This window comes from Dyella sp., from assembly GCF_035277725.1.
Classification (GTDB): Bacteria; Pseudomonadota; Gammaproteobacteria; order Xanthomonadales; family Rhodanobacteraceae; genus Dyella_B.
In genome coordinates, this window is sequence record NZ_DATEJY010000107.1 from 1 (window position 1) to 26,043 (window position 26,043).

Annotated in this window: 12 protein-coding genes; 6 read left to right on the forward strand and 6 right to left on the reverse strand. The window is 60.2% G+C overall.

Features of this window, described 5'->3' with window-relative positions:
• Window positions 1–396: 396 nt before the first annotated feature.
• Window positions 397–2,886 carry a TIM-barrel domain-containing protein gene (locus VJR68_RS09905; protein WP_324147511.1) on the forward strand — a complete coding sequence of 830 codons (2,490 nt, stop codon included), beginning with the start codon at window positions 397–399 and terminating at the stop codon, window positions 2,884–2,886.
• 30 nt (window positions 2,887–2,916) lie between these two features.
• On the opposite strand, the gene VJR68_RS09910 is transcribed toward VJR68_RS09905, so the two are convergent.
• Together VJR68_RS09910 and VJR68_RS09915 are read right to left on the reverse strand one after the other, a co-directional pair.
• Window positions 2,917–4,854, reverse strand: a complete 1,938-nt coding sequence (locus VJR68_RS09910; protein ID WP_324147512.1) for a sensor histidine kinase — start codon at window positions 4,852–4,854, stop codon at window positions 2,917–2,919.
• 21 nt (window positions 4,855–4,875) lie between these two features.
• Window positions 4,876–5,571, reverse strand: a complete 696-nt coding sequence (locus VJR68_RS09915) for a response regulator transcription factor (protein ID WP_324147513.1) — start codon at window positions 5,569–5,571, stop codon at window positions 4,876–4,878.
• A 385-nt stretch (window positions 5,572–5,956) separates the two neighbouring features.
• Between VJR68_RS09915 and VJR68_RS09920 the strand changes: the two genes are divergently transcribed.
• Window positions 5,957–6,772, forward strand: a complete 816-nt coding sequence (locus tag VJR68_RS09920) for a sulfotransferase (protein WP_324147514.1) — start codon at window positions 5,957–5,959, stop codon at window positions 6,770–6,772.
• 81 nt (window positions 6,773–6,853) lie between these two features.
• Complete coding sequence (locus VJR68_RS09925) at window positions 6,854–17,689, forward strand: autotransporter-associated beta strand repeat-containing protein (RefSeq protein ID WP_324147515.1); 10,836 nt, start codon at window positions 6,854–6,856, stop codon at window positions 17,687–17,689.
• Window positions 17,690–18,062: 373 nt separating this feature from the next.
• On the opposite strand, the gene VJR68_RS09930 is transcribed toward VJR68_RS09925, so the two are convergent.
• Window positions 18,063–19,022, reverse strand: coding sequence for a LysR family transcriptional regulator (locus VJR68_RS09930; RefSeq protein WP_324147516.1), 960 nt, complete (start codon window positions 19,020–19,022; stop codon window positions 18,063–18,065).
• Window positions 19,023–19,109: 87 nt separating this feature from the next.
• Here VJR68_RS09930 and VJR68_RS09935 point away from each other — a divergent pair, with 87 nt between their 5' ends.
• The 3 genes from VJR68_RS09935 to VJR68_RS09945 all read left to right on the forward strand — a co-directional run bounded on the left by VJR68_RS09935 (window position 19,110) and on the right by VJR68_RS09945 (window position 21,910).
• Window positions 19,110–19,982 carry an NmrA family NAD(P)-binding protein gene (locus VJR68_RS09935; protein WP_324147517.1) on the forward strand — a complete coding sequence of 291 codons (873 nt, stop codon included), beginning with the start codon at window positions 19,110–19,112 and terminating at the stop codon, window positions 19,980–19,982.
• Between the two features lie 90 nt (window positions 19,983–20,072).
• Window positions 20,073–20,438 (forward strand): DoxX family protein, encoded by a 366-nt coding sequence (locus VJR68_RS09940; RefSeq protein WP_324147518.1) that lies wholly within the window; start codon window positions 20,073–20,075, stop codon window positions 20,436–20,438.
• A gap of 227 nt (window positions 20,439–20,665) precedes the next feature.
• Window positions 20,666–21,910 carry a family 16 glycoside hydrolase gene (locus tag VJR68_RS09945; RefSeq protein ID WP_324147519.1) on the forward strand — a complete coding sequence of 415 codons (1,245 nt, stop codon included), beginning with the start codon at window positions 20,666–20,668 and terminating at the stop codon, window positions 21,908–21,910.
• A 294-nt stretch (window positions 21,911–22,204) separates the two neighbouring features.
• Here the strand turns inward: VJR68_RS09945 and ssb are convergent, their stop codons facing one another.
• The 3 genes from ssb to glpK form a co-directional block, all read right to left on the reverse strand.
• The gene (gene ssb / locus VJR68_RS09950; protein ID WP_324147520.1) at window positions 22,205–22,729 is read right to left on the reverse strand and encodes a single-stranded DNA-binding protein; all 525 of its coding nucleotides are present in this window, start codon (window positions 22,727–22,729) and stop codon (window positions 22,205–22,207) included.
• A 162-nt stretch (window positions 22,730–22,891) separates the two neighbouring features.
• The gene (locus VJR68_RS09955) at window positions 22,892–24,193 is read right to left on the reverse strand and encodes a carbohydrate porin (RefSeq protein WP_324147521.1); all 1,302 of its coding nucleotides are present in this window, start codon (window positions 24,191–24,193) and stop codon (window positions 22,892–22,894) included.
• A 346-nt stretch (window positions 24,194–24,539) separates the two neighbouring features.
• A complete protein-coding gene (gene glpK, locus VJR68_RS09960; protein WP_324147522.1) occupies window positions 24,540–26,036 on the reverse strand; it encodes a glycerol kinase GlpK in 1,497 nt (498 codons plus the stop codon).
• Window positions 26,037–26,043 lie beyond the last annotated feature (7 nt).

A 26,043-nucleotide genomic window follows, 5' to 3' on the forward strand; every position in this document is an offset into this window, starting at 1 on the left:
TTTTTTCCCAGCAAATTCAAAGCTAGCGACTCGTCGCCCCGGCGAACGCCGGGGTCCAGTGCCTTTGAGTATCCGCAAGTCGCTAGGTCCCGGCTTTCGCCGGGACGACGAGCTTTTTAGCCATTTCGCTTAAACAAGCAAGACTTTCCCCGGACAACGACGAGCTTTCGCCGGGATGACGAGGGGAACATTCCCGGCAGTTGAAAGCCCTGAGATTCAAAGCATGGCCGATGCTCTGCCTGCACTCGCCCTCGTGGCAAACAGACAAGCATTATGTTTTCCACCAAACGCCTTTGCTAAAGCACAAAGTGCGACCGTTTTTCACTTCTTACATGGCCGGCTTGTATGCAATCTTCGACGCAGTGACTTAGGGCTTGAACGCCTGCAGGAGGGGAAATGTTGATCGCGCGCACGATGGATATTCGGCACAGTCTTGCCCGGATCACGGAGGCGCGGCGCAACAGTACACGCAGGCTGGTGTCTTATGGACTCGGCGCGCTACTGCTGGCAACGTCGTTGACCAGCGCGGCAGTTGCCAAGAATGCCCCGCTTGTCCTGCAGCGAAATGGAAGAACCATTTCGCTTGAACCTTACGCTCCCAATATTCTGCGCGTAACGATAAGCGTCGACCGCACGGCCGCTACGGCAGCACCCGGCTACGGGTTTGTGGCGAAGCCATCGGAGCAGGGTTGGTCATACACGCGCGATGCGACCGGCGAGGAAATTATTCGCTCGGCGAAAATGATTGTGCGCATCGCCCCCGCAGAGCTCACGAAAGACCAACAGCCGCAGCGCATGCCTTTGGACGCGTTGAACAATCAACTGCGCGAAAAATACTTCGGCGGCCCGCATGCAGGCGGTCCTCACGATGACGCATTGCAGGTCAGCACGGCCGACGGCAAGACGCTGCTGCACATGCGCACGTGGACGATGATGCCGGAGCGGCCAGATGCTGCGCAGAAGGACGGCGCAGAGAGCTACCGCATAGCCGCCACCTTCGACTCGCCCGCCAACGAGCACTACTACGGACTCGGGCAACAGCAGAAAGGTTGGATGGATTTACGCGATCGCGAGATCCGCTGCTGGCACGATTACGGCGCCGTGGGTGGCGAGAGCGTCTGCGTTCCCTTCATGGTATCCAGCCTCGGCTACGGCCTTGTCTGGGACAACCCCTCGAAAACGACGATCGATCTCGGTTTCAACGGCCAGAACATGTGGTCGTCGGAGGTAGGCGACCGCGTCTCGTATTTCATCATCGCCGGAGACAGCACCGACGACATTTACGCGGGCTACCGCCTGTTGACGGGCGTGACGCACATGCTGCCCAAGACGGCCTATGGCTATATCCAAAGCAAGGCGATCTACCCGACCCAGGCGCAGGTGTTGGAAGTTGCCAACGAGTACCGGCAAAAAAATCTACCGCTGGGCGTGATGGTGGTGGATTTTCTCAACATGACCGAGCAAGGCAATCTGGATCTTGATCCGGCGCGCTGGCCGGATCCCGCCGCGATGAATCACCAGCTGCATGCAATGGGTGTGGACACGCTGCTGAGCGTGTGGCCGCATTTCTCGAAAGGAACGCTGTTTTACGACATGCTGGCGAGCAAAGGCTGGCTGGTCCATACGCCGGATGGCAAGCCGGATTCAGGATGGTACAAGGCCGTCATCGGGCCAAACATCGACACCACCAATCCAGAGGCGGCGAAATGGTTCTGGGAAAAAATCCGCGATCGTTACATCAAGCCGTACGGCTTCGATTATCTATGGCTGGATGAAACAGAACCGGATATCGATCCGGCCAAGGATGTGTTCTGGATCGGCTCCGGCACGCGCTTCTATAACGTGTACCCGCTGTTCCATACCGCTTCGGTATACGAAGGATTTCGGCGCGACTTCGGCGACAGCCGCCGGGTGATGATCCTGGCGCGCGCGGCATACCTGGGCGCCCAACGCAACGGCACTGTGTTCTGGTCGAGCGATATCGTATCGACGTGGGACATGCTCAAGCGCTCGATTCCCGCCGGGCTCAATTTCACGGCAACCGGGTTGCCGTACTGGGATACCGATATCGCCGGCTTCTTTTCGCCGGTCATCCCCGCCGATTACCACGCCGCGCATAAACCTTTGGTCGATGGCTCCGACGTGCGCGGCACCATCGGCAACTATGAGGACTACCCCGAACTCTTCGTGCGCTGGTTTGAATGGGGCGTCTTTCAGCCGGTCATGCGCGCGCACGGCGAAAGAAATCACAACGAAGTGTGGTCCTACGGCAAGCAGGCCGAACCGATCCTGGCCAAATACCTGAAGCTTCGCTATCAGCTTCTGCCCTACACTTACTCGGCGGCCTACCGCAGCTACCAGACTGGTGCGCCGTACATGCGTGCGCTGTTCATGGATTTTCCCCACGATCCGAAGGTGGCGAACATCCCCGATGAATACATGTACGGGCCCGCGTTCCTGGTCGCGCCCGTCACCGAGCAAGGCGCCACTCATCGTATGGTCTATCTGCCTGCAGGCTGCGATTGGTACAACTACTGGACCAACGAACGGCTGCATGGCGGCCAGACGATCGAGGTGGATGCGCCCATCGATACGCTGCCGTTGTTCGTCAAAGCTGGCAGCATCGTGCCGATGGGATCGGATGACAGCACGGCCGGACAAACGCAGAAAATCATCACCGTAAAGGTGTATCCGGGCGCCGATGGCAGCTTTGCGCTCTTCCAGGATGACGGGAAGACCTACGGCTACGAGCACGGCAACTATTCGCTCACCACGCTGACGTGGAATGACGCGGCTCATCGGCTGACGCATGTGGGGGCCCCTGCCTGGCAGGGGCCAGATGCGTCTGTCGTGACCGTCGTCGGCAGTTCTGCGAACGGTCCATGATTCGTGATGCGTCGCGCCTGGAGAGTGTCTTTACGTCGACGCTAAATTCCCACGCTGCAACGGCAGCCACAACGTAAACCGCGTGCCGGTTTCTCCCGACACCCAGTTAACTCGTCCTTCGATGGCCTGCGCGCGGCGTTGCTGATTCTGCAAACCGCGCCCGCTACCACGCCAAAGAGTAGCTGCCACATCGAAGCCCTGGCCGTTGTCTTCAATCATGACTTGCACGCCAGCGCCCTCGGCGGCCGTAGCCACTCGAATCACGGTGGCGCGCGTATGGCGCAAGGTGTTCGCCACGCTTTCCTGGACAATGCGCAGGATGTTCAACGCGCTTGACGGGTCCAGCCAGTCCAGCGCGGGCAACTCCTTCACGTCCCAGATCAACGCAACGTTGGCGCTTTCCATGCGTGGCTCCAGGCGGAAACGCAGGGTCGCCAGCAACAGCAAGAGATCCGCTTCGACGGGTTCCATCGAATCGATCGCCAGCTTCAGATCGTCCATGCAATCTTTGAGCAGCTGCGATACCTCGATATCGCGCATGCGCCCCTGCTCCACCGAGCGGATGGCGCTGATCAGCGTGGAACCGAGGCCGTCATGCATATCCTGCATCAGGCGCTGGCGCTCGTCGCTCAACAACTGGCGTTGCTCGATCTCGCGCAGGCGTTGATGGCTTTCGTCCAGCTCAGCCTCACGCAAACGCAGGCGTTCGGCCAGGCTGGCGTTGAGCTGTTCCACCTCCTCGATGGCATTGACGTAGCGCCGGTACATCAGGCTGCTGAAGATGCCGAACGTGATGGCATTGGTGTACTCCCCGAAATACCAGCCTTCCGGGCTGACGAAATTGTTCTGCAGCAACCAATCCGATACGCCCAGCAAGGTGCATATGCCGACACCGATCGCCACCAGCATTCCTTCGTTGGAACGGCGCCACGCATTGACGCCACCCACCCATGCAACGGAAGCGCCCATGAGCGCCGCAATCGGATAAATCAGCGGCGTAACTTTGGGGGTATTGGGCAGCACCGCCAACATTGGCAAAGTCAGCAACCCAACCATGCCCGCAACGCCGACCAGCGCACGGGTGAACCAAATGAGTTGACGGCCATGCAACTGCCGTAGAAAGAAGTGCACCACGACAACCAGCCACAACAGCGAATTGACCGTCAGCCACGCAAACCAGTCGTTGGCGATCGGCACGCCCATATAAAAATGCAGGCTGCGCAGGAACGAGGTAACAGCGAGGTTGAAAAACAATAGATAGCTTGTTTCGTGGCGACGCCTGAACCACACAAACAGCGCAAAGATACCGACGGTCAAGAACGCCATGCTCAATATCGCTGGCAATTCCTTTTGCAGCCATTGCCGCAGGTGGTAGCGCACCTTCAGCGTATCGACCGGGCCCAGCCATAGCGAGGACACCGCGACACGCGTGCCTTGGGTGTGCTCAAGACGAATAAGGATCTCGCTCACCGGTGCGCTGCCAGCATGCCGGTCCAGCACCAACCACAACGGGGTGCGCGTACCGTTCCACAGCGGTCCTTGTTCCTGTGCGCGATGTACCAGCCGGCCGTTGACATAGACGGCGATGGTGCCATCCGTCTTGATGCGCGCGGCATAGAGCGCCAACGGCCCGGATGAGTCGGGCAAAGCAGGCACGGAAAGCCTGAGCCACGTAGTGAGCGTGGTGTTTGTTTTCGCGCTTGCCTGACGCAACAAGGCAATGGGCGGAGCCAGCGGCAACGCAGCGCGCTGCCAGGTGTTCGGCAAGAACGTGCTATCCAGCGTGGGCAGCGGCGCAGCGAAACCCCGTGCCTCGTCAACCTGCCAATCCACTTGCGTCAAATGCAGGCTTGCCGCCGATGACTGTTTACTGCCGGCCCCCGAATAAAAGAGGCCCACGATAACCAGCAACAGCAGGGAGAGCACCAACACCGCGTTGGCGAGAAAAGAGGTAGGGCGGTATTTCATGCCGTGCCTGGATCGCGTTGGCTAGTCATTCAACAGCCCCAGGCTTCTGGCTTCATAGATGGCTTGCGCCTTGGAGGTCACCTTCAGCTTGGTATAGATGCGCCGCACGAAGCTGCGCACCGTAAAGGGCGACAGCTGCATCAACTTGGCGATCTCGTTGGCGGTAAATCCCTTGGTGATGAGTTCCAGCACTTCTTTCTCGCGCGGCGTCAGCAGCTGCGGTGTTTCGTCCGGCGTGATCGGCTGACTTTCGCTCCCTGCTCCGATCTGCCGAAACCGTGCCAGCACCTGTCGCGCAATGATGGGGCTGATCGGGCTACCGCCACTGGCCACGCTGCGGACTTCGTCGACGATTTTCGCGGGGGAGCTGTCCTTCAACAGATAGCCCGATGCGCCGGCCTCGATCGAACGGATCACATGGGTTTCGTCGCCGAAGTTGGTACTGACCATCACGCTGCAGCTGCTCCACTGCTGCACGGCGGCCTTGATGACGTCAATGCCGGAGCCATCCGGCAGGCCAAGATCCACCAGCAGCACATCCGCCGGCGCACCCTGCAACAGCTTCAACCCTTCGGCGCGCGTGCCGGCGGTGCCGGCCAGCCGGATGTCCTGTGCACTCGCTATGGCCTCGCTCAAGGCGTGTCTGAAACCCAGGTCATCTTCCACGATGGCCACGTGAATCAAAGGCGGAGTGTGGCCTGTGGCCGGTGATTGCATGAAAAATCCAGGATCCCCAATAGAACGTCATTGTGTAACGTGAAAGGCGGCGCGCATATAGCGTGATTGTTCTACAGACAGCCTTACGCGCATGCCCCGATACCCTGATCGCCGGATGCGGCCATAACTTTAGCATTCGCCCCGGCATGCGCCACACAGCACTCCTCCATGCGCACCTCGCACGGAATCGCCATGGAACGGCGCTGCGCCTGTAGCGTCTTTGTTCTACAGACAGCCATGGGCACTGCCCTCACGATACCCGGCCATGGCCGAACGCTCCCGCGCGGATGTCTGTGCAGCCTCGATCGCTTGGGTCCAGATGGCCTGCTGCAAGGGTGCGTAGCCGCCACTGACTAACGCTCTATTGCTATCCACAGGGGGATACATGGATCGCCGCATCCACTTCATCTCGGGCCTGCCCAGGTCCGGGTCTACGCTGCTGTCTGCCTTGTTGCAGCAGAACCCGCGCTTCCATGCCGGCATGAGCAGTCCGGTGGCCGGGATGGTCACCACCATGCTGGGCGAACTCAGCGGGCGCAACGAGTTTTCGGTTTTCATCAACGATGCGCAGCGCCAACGCATCTTGCGCGGCCTGTTCGCCAACTATTACGACGACGAGGTCCACGCCGATGTGGTGTTCGACACCAACCGGGCGTGGTGCAGCAGGCTTGGCGCGCTGAAAACCCTGTTTCCCGATGCACGCGTCATCGCCTGCGTGCGGGACACGGCGTGGATCGTCGACAGCATCGAGCGGCTGGTGCGCAACAACGCATTCCAGCCTTCTTCGATTTTCAACTATCAGCCCGGCGGCACGGTGTATTCGCGCACCGAAGGCCTGGTCAATGGCGATGGCATGGTTGGCTATGCCTACAACGCGCTGAAAGAAGCGTATTTCGGTGAAGACAGCAGCAACCTGATGCTGTTGCAGTACGACACGCTCGTCAGCGATCCCGCGCGCGCACTGGCCGCGGTGTACGACTTCATCGACGAGCCCCGCTACGCGCACAACTACAAGCACATCAGCTTCGACGACAAGGGCTTCGACCAGCGTGCCGGCACGCCGGGCCTGCATCACGTGCGCTCGCAGGTGGACGCCAAGCCACGGCAAACCATTTTGCCGCCGGATCTGTTCCGCCGCTTCGAGAACGATCCGTTCTGGCGCGATCCGCAGCTCAATCCGCGCGGCGTGCGCATCGTTTGATTCCAAACGACAGCGCGGCATTCCAACACATCAACAAACGACGCGCCGACCCGCGTCGCCATCCATGACAGGGGCAACACCGTGAATCGTATCTACCGTTTGGTCTGGAACCGTGCCCTGGGCACCGTGCAGGTGGCCTCCGAACTTGCCTGTGCACCGCGCGGCGGCGCGCAAGGCACGGCGGACACGCAGCCGCTGCGCAGCCACGCACTGGCAATGGCTTGCGCCGCCGCGTTGGGCCTGACGTTGTCGCTCATTCCAGCCGTATCGAGCGCCAGTTGCGCCCCTACCGTCATCGCATCGGTGACAGGGACAGCCGGAACGGCGGGTACCGACGGTACAAGCGCCGCCCCCAACGGCCATGCCGGAGGGGATGGCACCGGTGGTGGCGATGCCACAACAGTTGGCTCCACTTTTTATTGCGTCGATGTCGGTAACCAGGTTGTTGGTGGCACCGGCGGCACTGGCGGCTATGGCGGCGATGGCATGGCGGCTAGCGGAAGGCCGAGCTTTGGCGGTAACGGAGGCAACGGTGGTGCGGGCGGCTACGGCATCCGGGGCACGGGAGCTTTTCAGCTGGGCAACTACGGCAGTATCGCCGGCGGCGCCGGCGGTAACGGGGGCATCGCCGGAGAAGCGTCTGTTGCCGGCGGTGACGGCGCCTACAGCGGCAATGGGGGTAAAGGCGGCGCGGGAGGTACGGCGGTCGGTGGTACTGGCTTCATCCTCAACAACTTCTCCACCGGCGTCATTACCGGCGGTGCCGGCGGCACCGGTGGGCGTGGCGGCTTCCGCGCTGGCACCTTTTGGGGCGAGGCAGGCCCAGGTGGGCAAGGCGGCGCTGCCATCAACAGCCATGGCGCCAGCCACATCAGCAATAGCGGCAGCATCGTTGGTGGCGCGGGTGGCGCCAGCGGCATGGACTACCACGGAAACGAGCGCGGAGGCAGCGGCGGCGCGGGGGTTGCCGGCGACGGATTCATGCTCGACAACACGGCCAGCATTGCCGGTGGCGCCGGTGGTGCGGGTGGCGTTGCCTATCTCGGGGGAACCTCCGGCAGCGGCGGCAACGGTGGCGACGGCATTCTTGGCAGCAACCTGACGATAACCAACAGCGGCAGCATCAGCGGCGGCCAGGCCGGGGCGGCCGGACCTGCCGTCGTTGCGAACAGCATCAAGGCTGGCCAACCCGGCAACAGTGGCGATGCCGTGCATTTCACCGGCGGCACCAGCACGCTCACGCTCAATAGCGGATCGGTGTTGAACGGCGTGGTGGAGATCGACAGCGGCAGTACCGCCACCCTCTACGCGAATGCCGCCGGCCTGGATCTCAACGGCGGCTCGCTCGGCAGCAACGCGTTGCTGGTCAACGGCACCGCCAATATCAACGTCAATGCACCAAGCTTCGCCGTCTCTGGAAATATCAACGGCAGCGGCGCGCTCAACATCGCAGGTGGCGCGATCACATTGGGCACGGTGAGCGTTGGCGGGTTGACCAGCAGCGCATCGACCACGCTCAACGACAACGTCACCACCAGCGGTGGCGGTCAGACCTACAACTCACCTGTCACGTTAGGCGCAGCCATCACGACCAGCGACACGCAGGGTGGCAGCATTCGTTTCAACACGATCAATGGGCCGTACGATCTCATCGTCGACACCACGGGCAACATCCTTTTCAACAGCCAGATAGGTGCCAGCCAAGCACTGAACAGTCTGACCGCGAACGACGCGAGCCAGATCACGCTCAATGGCAACGTCTCCACGGTCGGCAACCAGTCGTATGGCGGACCCGTCATGCTGAGCGGCAGCGTTACATCGCATGCGTCGACCGGCAATGTTGAATTCAAATCGACCGTCGACGGCGCATTCGTACTGGACGTCAATGCAAGCGGCACGACCACGTTCGATCAGGCCGTGGGCAGCCAGACCCGGCTAAAGAGCCTCGTCACGGAAAGCAGCGGCAACACCGTCCTAGGCGCGGACATTGCGACGAGCGGCGGCGGCCAGGGTTTCGGCAATGCGGTAAGCATCACCAACGATATAACGCTCAGCGACGATCAATCCGGCAACATCAGCTTCGACTCGACGATCGATGGTGCCCATGACCTGACGATCGCGACAGCTGGGATGACCAGCTTCCAAGGTGCCATCGGTGCCACCCAGGCGTTGAACAACATCACCGTTACCAGCGCCGGCATCCCGCTTTACCAATCGTGGAACATCAACGGTACCGCTACGCTCAACAGCAGTGGCGGCATCGACGAAATGCCCGGTGCCGCGCTCTCCGCCAGCTTGCTGACCGGCAGTTCGACCAACGAAACCCATCTGGACACCAGCACTAACGCCATCGCGAGCATCGGTCCGTTCACTGCCAACGGCTTCACGCTGGTCAACAGCGAAAGCGTGCTCGTGCTCAACGGTTCCACGCTCGACGGCGGCGCAGGTGGCGTATCGCTCGCCACCACCAACGGCAATATCTATGTCTACCAAGGCGCCACGGTCACCGGCGCCAACATCAATCTTTCTCCCGCTGGCTTTACCGACCTGTTCGGTACGCTGAGCACATCGGGAACCATGACCTCGAACAATGGCCTGCAAGTTGAAACGGGAAGCGCGATTCTCGGCAACATCGCCAACAACGGCGGCATCACCTTCGTCAACAGCGACAGCATGTCGCTGGCTGGCATCATCTCCGGTAGCGGCGACCTGACTGCACAAGGCAGCGGCAACGTCGATCTCCAGGGCATCAATACCTACACCGGCGCCACCACCCTCAACAGCGGCAAACTTACGCTGTCGGGCAATGGCAGCATTGCCACGTCCAGCTACGTGTTGGTCGGCAGCGCTGGCACGCTGGATATCTCGGGCACCAACAACGGCGCGTCGATCACCACGCTCGCCGGCAGCGGCAAGGTGGTGCTCGGCAATCAAACCCTGACACTCACCGATGCCATGGACACCTACAAAGGCATCATGAGCGGCACCGGTGGTTTCGCACTGACCGGCGGCGCGGAGGTCTTCACCGGTACCAACACGTATACCGGCGGCACCACCATCAACGGCGGCAGTCTGCAACTGGGAAGTGGCGGTACCGCAGGTTCGATCACGGGCGATGTGGTCGATAACGGCAGTCTCATTTTTAATCGTCTCGATGCCACCAGCTTCGGCGGCAACATGTCCGGCAACGGCGTACTGGTGCAGCAGGGCGCGGGCACACTGACCCTTACCGGCAGCAACCATTTCAGCGGCGGCACCCAGATCAACCACGGAGGGATCGCGATAAGCAACGGCAATGCATTGGGTAGCGGCCGCGTAAACATGGCGGCAAGCACCCAGCTTATCTTTGGCGCGGACGGATTGACGCTGGCCAACAACTTCAGCGTAAAGGGCACGGCAAGCATCGACGTCGCCAATGGCCAGGGCGCCACGCTGAGCGGCGTTATCGGCAATGGCACCAGCGCCGGCAGCTTGCAGAAGATAGACGGCGGCACGCTGGCTCTCACCGGCGTGAACACGTATACCGGCGGCACGATGATCAGCGGTGGAACTTTGTCGGTATCCAGCGACAACAATCTCGGCGCCAGTACGGGTGCCTTGGTACTGAACGGCGGCACGCTGCAAATCAACGGGGATACGTTCAACAGCACCACCCGCGCGATCAGTCTTACCGCGCTTGGTAGCGGCCTTGACATCGCTGATGCTGCCAACACGTTTACGCTGAACCAAGCGATCTCCGGCAGTGGCGGTCTTGTTCTGTCCGGTGCGGGCACCTTGGTGCTTACCGGCGCCAATACGTACGGCGGCGCCACCACGATCAACAGCGCCAGTACGTTGCAACTCGGCGACGGCGGTTCGATCGCTCATGGCATTGCCGACAACGGCACGCTCGTGTTCAATCACAGCGATGCGTTGAATGCCGGCAATGTAATTTCCGGCAACGGAAGTTTGATTCAACAAGGTTCTGGCAGCGTGACTTTGAGCGGCGACGACAGCGCGTTCACTGGCACCACCATAGTGGCGAACGGCAGCCTGTTCGTAGGCAGCTTGACCAGCAATACCACGCTGGGCGGCAATGTCGTCGTCAACAGCGGTGCCATGCTCGGCGGTTTCGGCAGCATCGGCGGCAACGTCAGCCTGCAAAGCGGCGCTATCATCACCCCGAGTGACTCAAGCGGCACGCTGACGGTGAACGGCAACTTCACCGCCGCGCAAGGCACTGTGTTGAACGAGACCTACGGCACTCCTGGCGCAACCTTGCGGACCTTTGGCAGCGGCAGCAGTTTGCGCGTCGGCGGCGATCTCGCGCTCAACGGTGTCACGCTCAACATCAACAACGCCGGCAACATGGGTGGCGGCATCTATAACGTGCTCACCTATGGCGGCAACTTGAGCGAAAGCAACGGCGGCCTCTCGCTGGGCAGCACGCCAGCCGGTCACACGGTGTCACTGCAGAACCTCACCGCCAGCAAGCAGATCAATCTGATCGACACCACCGGCCTCACGCTCACCATGTGGAATGCGAATAGCCAGGCTTCGGCGACACAGATGGGTGGCGGCAGCGGCACGTGGTCCGCCACCTCGCCGATGTGGACCAATAGCGACGGCAGTGCACCGAACTCGGCCATGCAGCCGCAGCCGGGGTTTGCCATCTTCGGTGGCACGCCGGGCACGGTAACGGTTGATGCCAGTGCCGGCACGGTCAGCGCTACCGGCATGCAATTTTTTACCAACGGCTATGTGTTGAATGGCGATGCGCTGACCCTGATTGCACCGAGCGGCAGCAATCCAGTCATTATCAATGTGGGCGATGGCACCACTGCCAGCGCCAGCACGACAGCAACCATCAACAACGTACTGACGGGTAACTCGGGCCTGGTCAAGACGGATTACGGCACGCTGCTTCTGGGCGGTGTCAACACTTATTCCGGCAACACCATCATCCAGCAAGGCACACTGGCACTCGCCGGCGACGGCAGCATTGCCAACACGAATTATGTGGAAGTGGATGGCGGCGCCAGCTTCGACATCAGCAACGCAGCGCAAGGCATCTCGATTCCATGGCTGCAAGGCAGCGGTAACGTGAATCTGGGCAGCCAGGTGCTTACGTTGACCAGCGCAGGCCGATTCGACGGCGTTATCGATGGTTCCGGCGGGCTCACCCTTGCCAACGGTGTAACGCAGCTTAGTGGCGTCAACACCTACAGCGGCATCACCACGATCGGTGCCGGCGGCGAACTCGATCTGTTGGGCAACGGCAGTATTGCCAATAGCACCGTCGACGTTCTCACCGGTGGCAGCTTCAGCATCGCGAGCACCAACAGCGGCGCATCGATCAGTTCATTGCAAGGTAGCGGCAGCGTCAACGTAGGCAGCTCCACGCAAACGCTGACACTTGGCAATGCGACTGATACGTTCAACGGTGTACTCAGCGGCTTTGGCGCGCTCACGCTTTCCAGTGGCACGGAAACACTCACCGGCACCAACACATATCAGGGTCTCACGACCATCAACTCGGGCACGCTGGCGCTGTTGGGCAACGGCAGCATCGCCAGCTCCAGTGGCGTGACGATCAACAGTGGCGGCACGCTGGATATCAGCGGCAGCAGCGGCGCCTCGATCACGACGCTGACGGGCAATGGCAACGTCAATCTGGGCGCGCAGACGCTTACCCTGACGAATGCCAACGGCGGCACGTTCAATGGCGCCATCAACGGCAGCGGCAACTTGACGCTGAACAGTGGCGACCTGACGCTCTCCGGCAACAATGCGTACACCGGCATCACCACCATCGGTAACGGGGCCACCTTGACGGATGCGTCGGCGCAGGCGCTGACCAGCACGACGGCCTTCCATCTAAATGGTGGCGTGCTGGGTGTGTCGAATACCAACTTTACGACCTCCGCCTCGGTGGCGCTTGGCGCGGGCGGCGGCCTGCTCTCCGTCAACGGGTCCAATACGCTGGAACTGGATGGCGTGATCAGCGGTGGCGTCGGCGGCCTCAGTTTTCTCGGCATCAACGGCGGCACCCTGATATTGACCAACACCAACAACAGCTACCAGGGCGGCACGCACATCGACAACGTGTTCGGCGGCACAACCGTTGTCGAGGTCAAGGCGACCGGTGCCCTCGGCAGCGGAGACGTTACAGTCGGCGCATCCAGCGCACTCGACTTCATTGGTCATGGCAGCACGATCGTCAGTGCAGGCTCGCGCACGATCAACGTGGCTGGCACCGCATCGATCAGCTTCGGCAACAGTTCGTCGCTGGGGTCGTCTGTCGTCAACATGGCCGCCGGCTCGGCGGGCACTCTCGGCGGCGCTGACATCGGCAGCGCCCATCTCAACAATGCCGGCATGGTGATCGTGTCGGATGCCACCGCCGGCAACGCGGTGCTGACCAATCTCGGTGGCAGCACCACGCCCAGCGGGAGCCAGATCGGCGATCCATTCAGCTATACGGGCGGTGTGCTTGGACTCTTCGGCAACAGCGATCTGGCCAACACCGCGGTGGTAAACAACGCCGGCAGCGCCGTATTTATTACCGGCGTTCCCGGTGATGCCGCGACGATCTCCATTGGCTCGCTCTCCGGCGGCGGCAACATCCTGCTTGGCAGCAACGACGACGCCAATGGCAACAACATCCCGCTCACCCTGACGCTTGGCGCGCTGAACCGGGATGACACCATCAGCGGCATCATTGACGACACCGCGTTCGCTGGGCAAAGCATGAACGATGGTTTGACCAAGATCGGCACCGGCACGCTGACGTTGACGGGCGCCAACAACTACAGTGGCGTGACCACGATCAGCAACGGCAGCTTGCAGATCGGCAGCGGCGGCACGACCGGCTCGGTGATCAGCGACATCGTCGACAACGCCACGCTGATATTCAATCGCAGCGATGCGGTGAGTTATGGCGGCTCGATCTCCGGCAACGGCGCCCTCATGCAACAAGGCTCCGGCACCTTGACGCTGGACGGCAACAACAGCGCTTTCACCGGTACCACCACCGTGGTCAACGGCAGCCTGATCGTGGGCAGTACCGTGGGCAACACGGCGGTGCTGGGCGGCAACGTGATCGTCGACAACGGCGCAACACTGAGCGGCCTCGGCACCATCGGTGGCGACGTCAACGTGCAATCCGGCGGCATCGTCACGCCCGGCACCGCGTTCGGCGTGCTGGGCGTCAATGGCAACTTCACCGCTGCGCAGAACAGCGTGCTGAACGAATCGTTCGGCGCGCCCACCGCGAACTTCCACAGCTATGGCAACAGCACCAGCGTCGTGGTGGGCGGCGATCTTACGCTCGATGGCATGACGCTCAATGTCACCGATGCCGGCGGCATGGGGCCGGGCATCTATAACGTGTTCACTTATATCGGCGCGTTGAACGAAAGCAACGGCGGCATCACGCTGGGCAGCACGCCGGCCGGCCAGACGCTGCAATTGCAGAACCTCACGGCAAGCAAGCAGATCAACCTGATCGACACCAGCGGCCTCACGCTCGATGTGTGGAACGCGAATGGCCAGGCCACGAGCAGCCAGATGGGTGGTGGCAGTGGCACCTGGTCGGTCACGTCACAAATGTGGACCGATGCCACCGGCGATATACCCAACGTGGCGATCCAGCCACAACCGGGTTTCGCGGTGTTTGGCGGCACGGCTGGCACTGTGACCGTGGATGACAGAGCGGGCAACGTCGCCGCAGCCGGCATGCAGTTCGATGTGGGCGGCTACATCCTTACGGGCGACACTCTGAGCCTGGTCGGCAGCCAAGGCGGCGCGCCGGTGATTCGCGTGGGTGATGGCAGCAGTGCCGGCGCGAGCATGACGGCCACCATCAACAATGCGCTCACCGGCAGCGACGGGTTGGTGAAGAGCGATCTCGGCACGCTGGTGCTTGCGGGCAACAACACTTACACCGGTGGCACCACGGTCAGCGGTGGTACGCTGCAGATCGGCAACGGCGGCGCCACCGGCGCGATCGCTGGCAACGTCGTCAACAACGGTGCGCTAGTGTTCGATCGCAGCGATGCGGTCAGCTTTGGCGGCGTTATTTCGGGCAGCGGTTCGCTCAGTCAGACCGGCGCAGGCAGCGTGACACTGACCAGCATCAACACCTATACCGGCGGCACCTCGATCACGGCAGGCACGCTGGCTTTGTCGGGTAACGGCAGCATTGCCAGTTCCAGTGGCATCAGCGTAGCCCGTGACGCGGGCTTCGATATCAGTGGCAGCACCAGCGGTGCGTCGATCGCTTCGCTCAGCGGCAGCGGTAATGTGAATCTCGGCAGCCAGACGCTCACCATCACCCAAGCAAGCGGCAACTTCGACGGCGGCGTCAGCGGCAGCGGTGGCCTGACGCTGGCAAGCGGTAGCGAAACGCTAGCCGGTGCCAATACCTATACCGGCGCAACCACCATCGACAACAACGCTACGTTGACGTTGACGAGCAACCTGGCATCCAGCAGCGTTACCAATCACGGCACGCTCGATGTATCCGCCAGCACGGCGGACATATCGATGAATAACCTGAGCGGCGATGGTACGGTCCTGCTTGGCAACCATTCGCTGAACTTGAACCATGTCAGCGGCAGTTATACCGGCGTCATCGCCGGCAACGGTGGCTTGGTGTTGTCGAACGGCAACGAAACGCTCACCGGCATCAACACCTACCGCGGCGGCACCACGATCGACCACAGCGTGCTGTCGGTTTCCAGCGAGGCCAACCTTGGTGCGGCAAGCGGTGCGGTGAGCATGGATGGCGGCACATTGGCCATCACAGGTCATACGTTTAGCGGTACAGCGCGTGCAATCACCGTGGGCAGCGACGGTGGCACGCTGGATATCGCGGATACTGCGAACAGTTTCACTGTCACCACAGCACTGAACGGCAGTGGCGCGTTGACCAAGTCCGGCGCAGGCGGCCTCGTGCTCACGGGCAACAACAGCTATGGCGGCGGCACCACCATCAGCGCGGGCAGCGTGCAGATCGGCAACGGCGGCACGACCGGTTCCATCACCGGTAATGTCGTGAACAACGGTGTGCTGATCTTCGACCGCAGCGATGCGGTGAGTTTCGGCGGCGCGATCTCCGGCAGCGGCTCGCTGATCAAGGAAGGCGCTGGCACGCTGACGCTTACCGGCACCCATAGCTCGACCGGCATCACCAGCGTCAATGCCGGCACGCTGGTAGCCGACAGCAGCAGCCTATCCGGCGCCGTCACCGACAGCGCAGCACTGGTTTTCAACCAGAGCAGCAACGGCACGTTCAACGGTGCGATCAGCGGCAATGGCACCATCACCAAGACGGGTGCAGGCCTGCTAGTTCTCGACAGCAACAGCAGCAGCTTTACCGGCATCACTACCGTACAAGCCGGCACGCTGGAAGTCGGCGACGCAACCACGCCTTCGGCTTATCTCGGCGGTGATGTCACGGTGAATAGCGGTGGCATGCTGCGTGGCCACGGCACGATCGGCGGCAACGTAAGCAATAGCGGCACGGTATGGGCGGGCGGCTCGATCGGCACGCTCATGGTGAACGGCAACTACGTGCAAACCGCCAATGGTGTGCTGGAAGTGGAAGCCACTCCGGATGGACAAGCCAGTCTGGTGAAGGTGAGTGGCACTGCCAATCTGGCTGGCAGCGCCTTGGTGGTAGCGGATAGCGGCAACTGGCTGCCGCATACGCAATACACCGTTCTTACTGCCGCGGGTGGCGTGAGTGGACAGTTCGCCTCCGCCAGCAGCAACTTCGTGTTCCTGACACCGACATTGAGCTACGGCAACAACGACGTGAGCTTGACGCTGCAAAGGAACAACATCGATTTCAACGCGGTAGCTAAAACGCCGAACGAATTCGCTGTAGCAACCAGCCTCAACAAGCTGAACTACGGCAACGTCGTCTACGACGCCCTGTTGCTGTCACATGCCGATACGGCGCGCAAAGCCTTCGATCAGCTGAGCGGCGAAATCCACGCTTCGATCCGCACCGCGATCATGGACGACGAACGCAATGTGCGCGATGTGGTGGCGAATCATCTCTTGAATGGGACGCAAGACAACGACAGCCAGACCGGCGTGATGGACAACGGCGTCGCCGTGTGGACCACGGCAACGGCCCGCGGCGGCAGCCATCAAGGCGACGGCAATGCATCCACGCTTGATGCCAACGGCGACAGCATGCTGCTGGGCATGGACGCACCCATCGGCGACGTCGCGCACATCGGTGGCGTGTTCGGCACAGGCAATCTCTCCGACAACATCGGTGCATTGGCGTCTTCCGCACACGTGCACACTCGCCACGCAGGTTTATACGCCAGCGTTCAGACCGGAAGCTTCCACCTGATGGGCGGTGCGTTCTACGGCTGGCAGAACGTGAATACCGATCGCCACCTCAGCTTCCCTGCCACCGCCGGCATCGCGAACAGCCAATCCCACGCCAACACCGTGCAGGCCTATGTGGATGGCAGCTATGTGTTCACACTGAGCCATGGCACGCTGGCACCGTTCGTTGACGTGGCAGCGCAGCGCCTGCACACCGACGCCTTCGCCGAGTCCGGTACCGCCGCGGCGCTCACCGGCCAAGCGCAAAGCGATACACAGACCTACGGCACGCTGGGCTTGCGCGGCGCACTGCAACTCAATGCGCAAAACACTGTGCAGGCGCATGCCAGCCTGGGTTGGCAGCATGCATGGGGCGATACAAATGCCACCGCTGCCATGCAATTGATCAGTGGCAGCGATGCCTTCACGGTGCAAGGCGTACCAGTAGCGCGCAATGCCACGGCCATCACAGCAGGCTTGCGCATCCTCGCTACACCGCACTTGTCACTGGATGCAACTTACAACGGCCAGTTTGCTGCCCGCGTCAACGATCAGGCTGCGCATCTCAGCCTTATCTACTCGTTCTGAGCTTGTGTGAAAAACGCTCTGTAAAAACAAAGAGCCCCCGATGAATCGGGGGCTCTTTGAAGACGTAGCACTTTGTTCGCCGATAGTCCTTAGAACGGCTCTTTACACCTGAGACTACTCGAGATGGCTGCATGTGCTTGATAGTTAGCCATTTTCCATCCAGAAACCGCCGCAAGAGCTGTCTTCTTTTTATGTTTTCTACCGGATATCGCGAAATACGCAACATCCATAAGGGGTCCCCATGGCAACTAGGAAGGGAAAGAAGACCAGCGCCGACTGGCTCCCTTCGATATTGATTCAAAACCTGTGGTCGTACGTTTTCCGTGGTAAATGTGTGTTGTCTCGCGCATGGCCACGGTTTCGACCGGCCTAATTACTTAACTCGGGCGCTCACAGGGGTTGGCAGGTAATCGCCTGGCTCGAACGCTCTTCGCATTCGCTGAGTGGCGAAATCGACAAAGGCACGAAGTTTTGGCAGTGACTGGCTTCGGCTTGGGTAGTAAAGAGAAAGACCGGGAACCTCTTCACAATAAGGTTCGAGCACAGTTTGCAGATCGCCGCTTTCTAGATGCGACATGACGACCGAATGCGGTAATTGAAAAAGTCCAACGCCTCTCAGTGCTGAGCGAATGCAAGCTTCAATGTCGTTGATCACGAGAGGCCCCTTGATCCCCACCGTAATGCGCTCACCGTCGACGACAAATTGCCAATGATCAAGTGCGCGCAAAGACTGACGGAGCAGGATGCAAGGGAAGTTCTGCAGATCATGCGGAGACGCCGGCCGACCATGCTTTCGAAATAACGCCGGAGCGCCAACGACAACGAAGCGCTCCGGTGGCGTCAGCCACATCGCGACCATGTCGATCTGGATGAAGTTTCCAAGACGTATCCCCGCATCGAAACCTTCTTCGACGATATCGATCGGACGATCTTCGCCGACCAGTTCAAGTTCAACGTTTGGGTGAGCGTCGAGAAAGTCGGGCAGCAAGCGATTTACGAGCAGCGGCAAAACGGGTCTGGGCATATTGATGCGCAGCCGGCCGGTAATCTCGCCGCCCAAGCCACTCGCAGCGTCCAACCCTGCGGTGAGCATGTCGACGGCCGGGCGGGCGTGGGCAAGCAGGCGTTCACCAGCTTCGGTCAGCCTGACGCTTCGCGTCGTACGGGAAAAGAGCGGTGCACCAACCCGTTCCTCCAGGCTGCGTATTGCCTGGCTGACTGCAGACGGTGTGATTCCGAGGTGCCGTGACGCAGCACGAAAGCCTTGGCATTCCGCGACGGTCAAAAAGATGACGAGCCCATCCAGATGGGTCCGAGCGATTGTTAAGTTCATCTACACGGCTCGTTCCGAATACGCCTCATATTCGAATAATAACGCACGGGGTACGGTAGCCCATCGAACTGATGTAGGAGAAGGCATGTGTTTTTAGTTACCGGAATTACGGGGAAAGTTGGCGGCGCGGCGGCAACCCATTTGCTGAAGCAAGACAAGAAGGTGCGTGCGCTGGTTCGCGACACAGCGAAAGCATCTAGCTGGGCCGATCGAGGTATCGAACTGGTTGAAGGCGACTGGAACGATGAGGCCTCCATCGAGCAGGCGCTCATGGGCGTCGAGGGCGCGTTTGTCATGTTACCGCCCATCTGGGCCCCCTCGCCGGATTTCAAAGAAGCCAAAGGCGTCATCGCGAACTATGTCGGGGCGCTCACCAAGGTGCCGGTGCCGCGTGTCGTCGCGCTTTCATCCATGGGCGCGAACAAAACCAGAGGAATGGGGTTGATCACGGCGCTATCGCTTATGGAGCAAAGTTTTCGCAACCTGACATTGCCGATCGCCTATGTGCGAGCCGGCGGTTTTTTCGAAAACTTCCTTTATGGCTTGCAGGTCGGCCAGGGCGGCACGTTGCCCGTCTTCTACAACCCGACAAACCGGAAATCGGCCATGGTGGCGGCCAACGACATCGGCGTGAAGATCGCAGCGCTTTTGAGCGGACCGACATGGTCGGGGCATCGGACCATCGAACTCGGTTCAATGGTGAGCGCCGATGAAGTTGCGACGCAATTGGGCGAAGTGATGAAGCTGGACATTAAAGCCGTTGCCGTCCCGCGGGCTGCTTGGCCGGATGTATTCGAACAATTCGGCATTCCGAAAGGCCAATCTGGCCCCGCCGAAACCATGTATGAGGCCGTCAACGCCGGCGGGATGGATCTCGGGGCCGAAGGCACAGAACACGTTTCAGGCGTGACGTCGGCTCGGGATGTTTTTGCGGCGGCTCAGAAGGCCATTGCTGCGTAAATGCGCGGAATCGCCATCAATGCGACTTTCACAATCTACTCCGAAAGTCGCATTCCACCGGCAGCAGACTCATCATTTACGGTTAGACACATGTTCAAAATGTCCTGGTTCCAAGTCTTACCCTTGGCTCTTGCCGCGTTCTTCGTCGTAGGTTCACTGAGCAACATTGTCGCTCCAGGATCGATCTACGGGGAATATCTGAAATGGGGATATCCGCGCTGGTTCCATTTCGTCACTGGATCGCTGGAACTCACCGCTGCCATTCTGCTGTTCAGGACGCCGAGTCGCCTATTGGGTTCGGCGCTCGGCTGCACCGTTATGGTTGCCGCTCTCGCCACCGTTATCACTCACGGCGAATATGGGCACGCCGTGCCGCCACTCGTCGTGGCGACATGGTCAGTTGTGGTCGGCTGGATGAGCTGGCGTAAGCGGATGGTGTCACCCGCTATTCATTAGCAAGAGCGGCACCCGCGCCTATAGATCGCGGCGATCTTCACTCGGAAAGTCCGTGAAGTCACGCTTTCTATCGAACACTTATCGAGCCGGCTTTCGCTCACTCAGCGCTCGGCCTCATGGGTACCGCTTTAAAACTTCGTTGATCCACTTCGGATCATTTCAGTAGAGCTGACGACACGTGGCGAATACGGTGCTGAAGAATGCCCCGCCAGACGAAGGAAAAATACATGTCGACAATACCCAGGTCCGCGAGCTCGGCAAAAGCACTCAATCGGCTGCATAGCTCATTACTTTTTTCCTTCATTGTTGGGCTATCGCAGCCCATCTTTGCATTTGAAAAAACCGACATTCCCATGACGCCGGCAACATGGCAAACGACAGGTGATGTGTCGTTTCAACATGATCAAGTCAAGCAGGATATCCTTGTCGTCAACAAGGGCTATGCAGAGTTGAAGAATACTAACTTCAGCAATGGCACGATCGAATTCGACACAAAATTTGTGGAAGAGCGAATTACCGGCATCACCTTCCGTCAACACGATGACGCAGCCGATGCATTGTATTTTCGGCCAAGTGCGGGCTGTGTCGTCTCAGACGAATGCATCCAGTACATGCCCACAGCGCATCATTTGTTCGAATGGGACTTGTATGGGCAGTATCAAACGCACGCCCCCATTAATCCCAATGATTGGAATCACATAAAGCTGGTACTCTCCGGCGCACGCATGAATGTTTTCATTAACGGCGCGCATGCGCCAACGCTGGCCGTAGGAACATTGGTCGGCGGTTTCACCGACGGCTCGATCAGATTGCACGGACCTGCATCCTATGCACACCTGAGCATCGAACCCAATGTCGTTGATGGCTTGCCTGCAAAGGCGCCCATGGACTCAGCGAAGCGTGATCTCCGATACGTAGACCATTGGCTCGCTTCGAAGCCGTTCGTCATGCCCAGTCGCATGGACGCCGTGCTTCAGGAAAATACCGGCATCGATCCGGTTTATTCGTCTGTGCCAAAACTGACAGCGTCGTGGAAGCCCATCGCGCTCGACCCGGGGGGCATGGTTAATTTAACGCGATGGTATGGCGATGCGCAGACCGGACAGACCATCACCGGCATTTGGTTAAAGACCACGGTCAACGCTGACCATGACCGGATCAAACATGTGGATATCGGATGGACGAGAGAGGTCTGGGTCTTCGTGAACGGTAAGCTCGCATTCCAAAGCAAAAACCTATATGGCATCAAAGGCTTCAGCAAAGAACCGGGCGGTCGCTTGTCCCTTACCAATGGATCATTCGACTTGACGTTGCGTAAGGGCGCAAATCAAGTGGTCGTGGCTATCGACGATAACTTCGCTGGTGGCCAACAGCATTGGGGCTGGGGTCTGGTGATGCGGTTGGCAAATACCGATGGCGTTCGTCAGATTGGCGGTGCTATCGCAAAAGCAAACGCTCCGGGTGCATTTTGAAAGTATAAGAAGCTAATGTTTTTCACCATGCCTGTGCGACAGATCGATGGTTGCTGGCGCCGTTGTTCAATTCGACTAACTGTTTCGTCGACCAGCATCGACATGTGTTCGCCAACGTCCAAAACCATGAAACGAATTTCAAAGGAGTCTTCGCGTCTCATGGAGCAAGTTGCACAGAATATCTGGCAAGAAAGACATCCCTCAATCCAAATGCCACCCTTCTTCGGGGCAATAAAAAGGCCATGGAAATCATGGCCTTTTGAATAAACGCAACAAGTTTATAGATGACAGAAATTAGAACGGAATATCGTCATCATCGAACTGATTGCCGCCACCCATCTCCGGCGGCGGTGCCGACTGGCGCTGCGGCGCGCTGCCGTAGTCATCGCGGCTCTGCTGGCGCTGACCGCCACCACCGCCGCCACCTTGCGAGCGTTCGCGATAACCGCCGCCGCCACCCATGCCGCCGCCCTCACCGCCACCCATGCCGCCAAGCATCTGCAACTCGCTGGCGATGATGTCGGTGGAGTAACGCTCCACGCCTTGCTTGTCGGTGTATTTGTCGGTGCGCAGTGAACCTTCGACGTACACCTGGCGACCCTTCTTGAGGTATTCGCCGGCGATCTCGGCGAGGCGGCCGAACAGCTTCACGCGGTGCCATTCGGTGCGTTCCTGCTTCTGGCCGCTCTGCTTGTCGGTCCATTGTTCGGAGGTGGCCACGCTGAGGCTGGCGATGGCCGTGCCGCCGGCGGTGTAGCGCACTTCGGGGTCTGCACCGAGATTGCCGACCAGGATGACTTTATTGATACCGCGTGCCATGTAATGACCTCGAGAAACTGAATCGGAATAAGGGCTTTGCAACGACGCCCACATGAGCTTAGGGCGTCCCCTGGATGCCTGGCCAGCGCCTGCAGGCGCCATCAGGCATAGGCCCATGGCCCGCCATGATACACGCCCGGCCCCTTATCCCATGTCCGCGATTCAGAACTTGGCCACCGCCCGCAGTCCCCACACCGTGGCGTCGTGGCTGGCGCTGGTGCCGCCGGGATGGCGGATGTATTGCACGTTGGGCATCAGCGCGAGGCCGTGACCGAGCTGGAACTGGTAGTTGAGCTCGGTGATGTATTCGTAGCCTTGCACGGGCACTGGGCCTAGGCCGGCTTGGGTGACCAGGTGCTCGGCATTTGCAACACGGCTGCTGACGCGATCGCGGCCGATGGCGAAGCCAAGCCGATCATTCGGCCGCGCTGCAAAGGGGCCGTCGTACAACAGGCCGACCGAGATCATCTGGTCGACCAGATCGGTATGGGGATCGGCTTGCACCACGTTGCCGAATACGCTCAGGCCACCACCCGCCGCCTGGCGCGTGAGCTGTTGCTGGCCCATGAAGTAGCTGCCGGACACGCTGCTTTGCAGTGCAGCGCTATCGCTGCCGAGAAGTTGTTGCGCGCCATCGACACTCAGGAACACATCCTGATAGCGCGCCGTGTTGCGCCAGCCGCCGAAGCGCCAGATGCCCGGCAAGCCGTTCTGCGCGCCGCCCAGATGGGTACGCCAATCCAGTTCGGCCAGCATCAAGGTGCCAATGCTCGGTCCCGAGGGCGACAGCTTCAGGCCTTGCGATGTGGCTGCGTTATTGGGATTGACCTCAAAACCGCCGAACTTGATCGTCCACGCAGGCGAAGGGTTGATGGCGATCACGCCACCCGTCTGCGCCAACGGCCATGCCTCCACACCCTTGGAGATCCAGCCCGGCAGCGCGCCACAGAAGTTGAGGTTCTGGAAATCGCATGCGAAGGGAAAGAAATCGCCGCCGATATCCATGCGGCCGAATTTCAGGTCGACCAGGTCATTCCACAGCGACTGCTGCAGATAGAAGCGCGTAATGCGCGTGATGTTGCCGCCACCGTAGATTTCCTGTGACTCAAGCAAAGTGCCGAGATGCGCTTTTGCGTCGATCTGGCTGCCATTGCGATCATTGAGGTCGATGTGCAATGAACTGCCGGTCCAGCCCCATAGCTTTTGGAAATCGAACGCGGCATGGATGTGAATCTGGTCGGCATACGCATCCGTTTGCCGAATGCCGCCGCTGCTGTTGTGCGCGAATTCGCCGAGGTAGTCGACACCGATGTCGATGCCTTGGTCATACAGGCGCTGGCGTGCGCCGTTCCAATCACCGGTGAGGGTGGTGTTGGCGTAATCCTGATCGGCGGCAAATACGTTTTCATTCGCGGCGGTGACGCATCCGGCTATCGCGATCAAGGCAATGATTTTTTGTTGCATGCGGATTCTCCTGGAACGTCGGGACAACGAACGGCACACGCACTGACGGCAGGCATGGGGAGGCCGCGCAGGCACCTGGGTGCCCGCTTGTTGGCGGTGTCTGGAGTCAGCGGTGGATGAGGCTGCTCAGTGCGTGGACGGGGGTATCTCTAGCGGGCCTCGTTCCGTCATTCCAGCGCAAGCTGGAATCCAGCGCCTTTTGCGTTGCGGCTGAAAGTCGCTGGATCCCAGCTTTCGCTGGAATGACGGGCGGAGCATCCCTGGCGAGGGAAACACCCCCACGTCGGGCGCAAGGCGCCCTGAACACTCAGCGAGCAAGCATCCATTTGAACGAGTAGTCAGTACGTCAAATCTTGAAAGCCATAGTCGCCTCCACGGCCTGTTTCCAGCCCGCGTAGAGTGATTCGCGTTGCGCTTCTGGCATCTGCGGTTCGAAGCGGCGGTCGATCGCCCAGTGCCGCGCAATGTCTTCGCGGTTGGGCCAGAAACCGGTAGCGAGACCGGCGAGATACGCAGCGCCAAGTGCTGTCGTTTCGGCCACTTTGGGCCGCAACACGGGCACGTTGAGCATGTCGCTTTGGAATTGGCCGAGGAATCCATTTGCAATGGCGCCGCCGTCAGCGCGCAATTCTTTCAGCTTGAGGCCGGCATCGCTTTCCATCGCGGCAAGCACGTCGCGCGTTTGATAAGCCATCGATTCCACAGCGGCGCGAACGAAGTGTTCCTTGGTGGTGCCGCGCGACAGGCCAAACACCGCCCCACGCACGTCGCTGCGCCAATACGGCGCGCCCAGGCCGACGAACGCCGGCACCATGTACACCCCTTCATTGGTCTTGGCGCGTTCGGCGTATTCTTCCGAATCGCTGGCGCGGCCGAGCATGCGCAAGCCATCGCGCAACCATTGGATCACCGAGCCGGCCACGAAGATTGCACCTTCCAGCGCGTATTCCACGTTGCCGTCGATACCCCACGCGATGGTGGTGAGCAGGCCGTTGTTGGAAGCAACAGCCTTGTCGCCGGTGTTCATCAGCATGAAGCAGCCGGTGCCGTAGGTGTTCTTGGCCATGCCGGGTTCGAAACACGCCTGGCCGAACAGCGCCGCTTGTTGATCGCCGGCCACGCCGGCAATCGGTACTTCCTGGCCGAGGAAATGCTGGCCGAGTGTCTTGCCGTAGATCTCGCTGCACGAGCGCACTTCCGGCAGCATGGCGCGCGGTACGTCGAGCATCGCCAGCAAATCGTCATCCCAGCGCCGCTCGTGGATGTTGTACATCAGCGTGCGCGAGGCATTGGTGTAATCGGTAACGTGTACCTTGCCGCCAGTGAGGTTCCATATCAGCCAGGTGTCGATGGTGCCGAACAGCAGTTCGCCACGCTTGGCGCGTTCGCGTGCGCCGTCGACGCGGTCGAGTATCCACTTCACCTTGGTGCCGGAGAAATACGCATCGATCAACAAGCCCGTTTTGGCGCGCACCATGTCGTTATGGCCAGCGGCGATCAATTGATCGCAAATCTCGCGCGTCTGGCGCGATTGCCACACGATGGCGTTGTAGATCGGCTGGCCGGTGGCCTTGTCCCACACCACCGCGGTTTCGCGCTGGTTGGTGATGCCGATGCCGACCACCGAACGCGGATCGACTTGGGCGTTGTTCATCACCTCGGTGATGGTGGTGAGCACGCTGGTCATGATCTCGCGCGGATTGTGTTCCACCCAGCCCGGCTGCGGAAAAATCTGCCCGAATTCGCGCTGCGCCATGCCGACGATGCTGCCGGCGCGATCGAACAGGATCGCGCGTGAACTGGTGGTGCCCTGGTCGATCGCCAGGATGTACGACTTATCCATGCAAGGA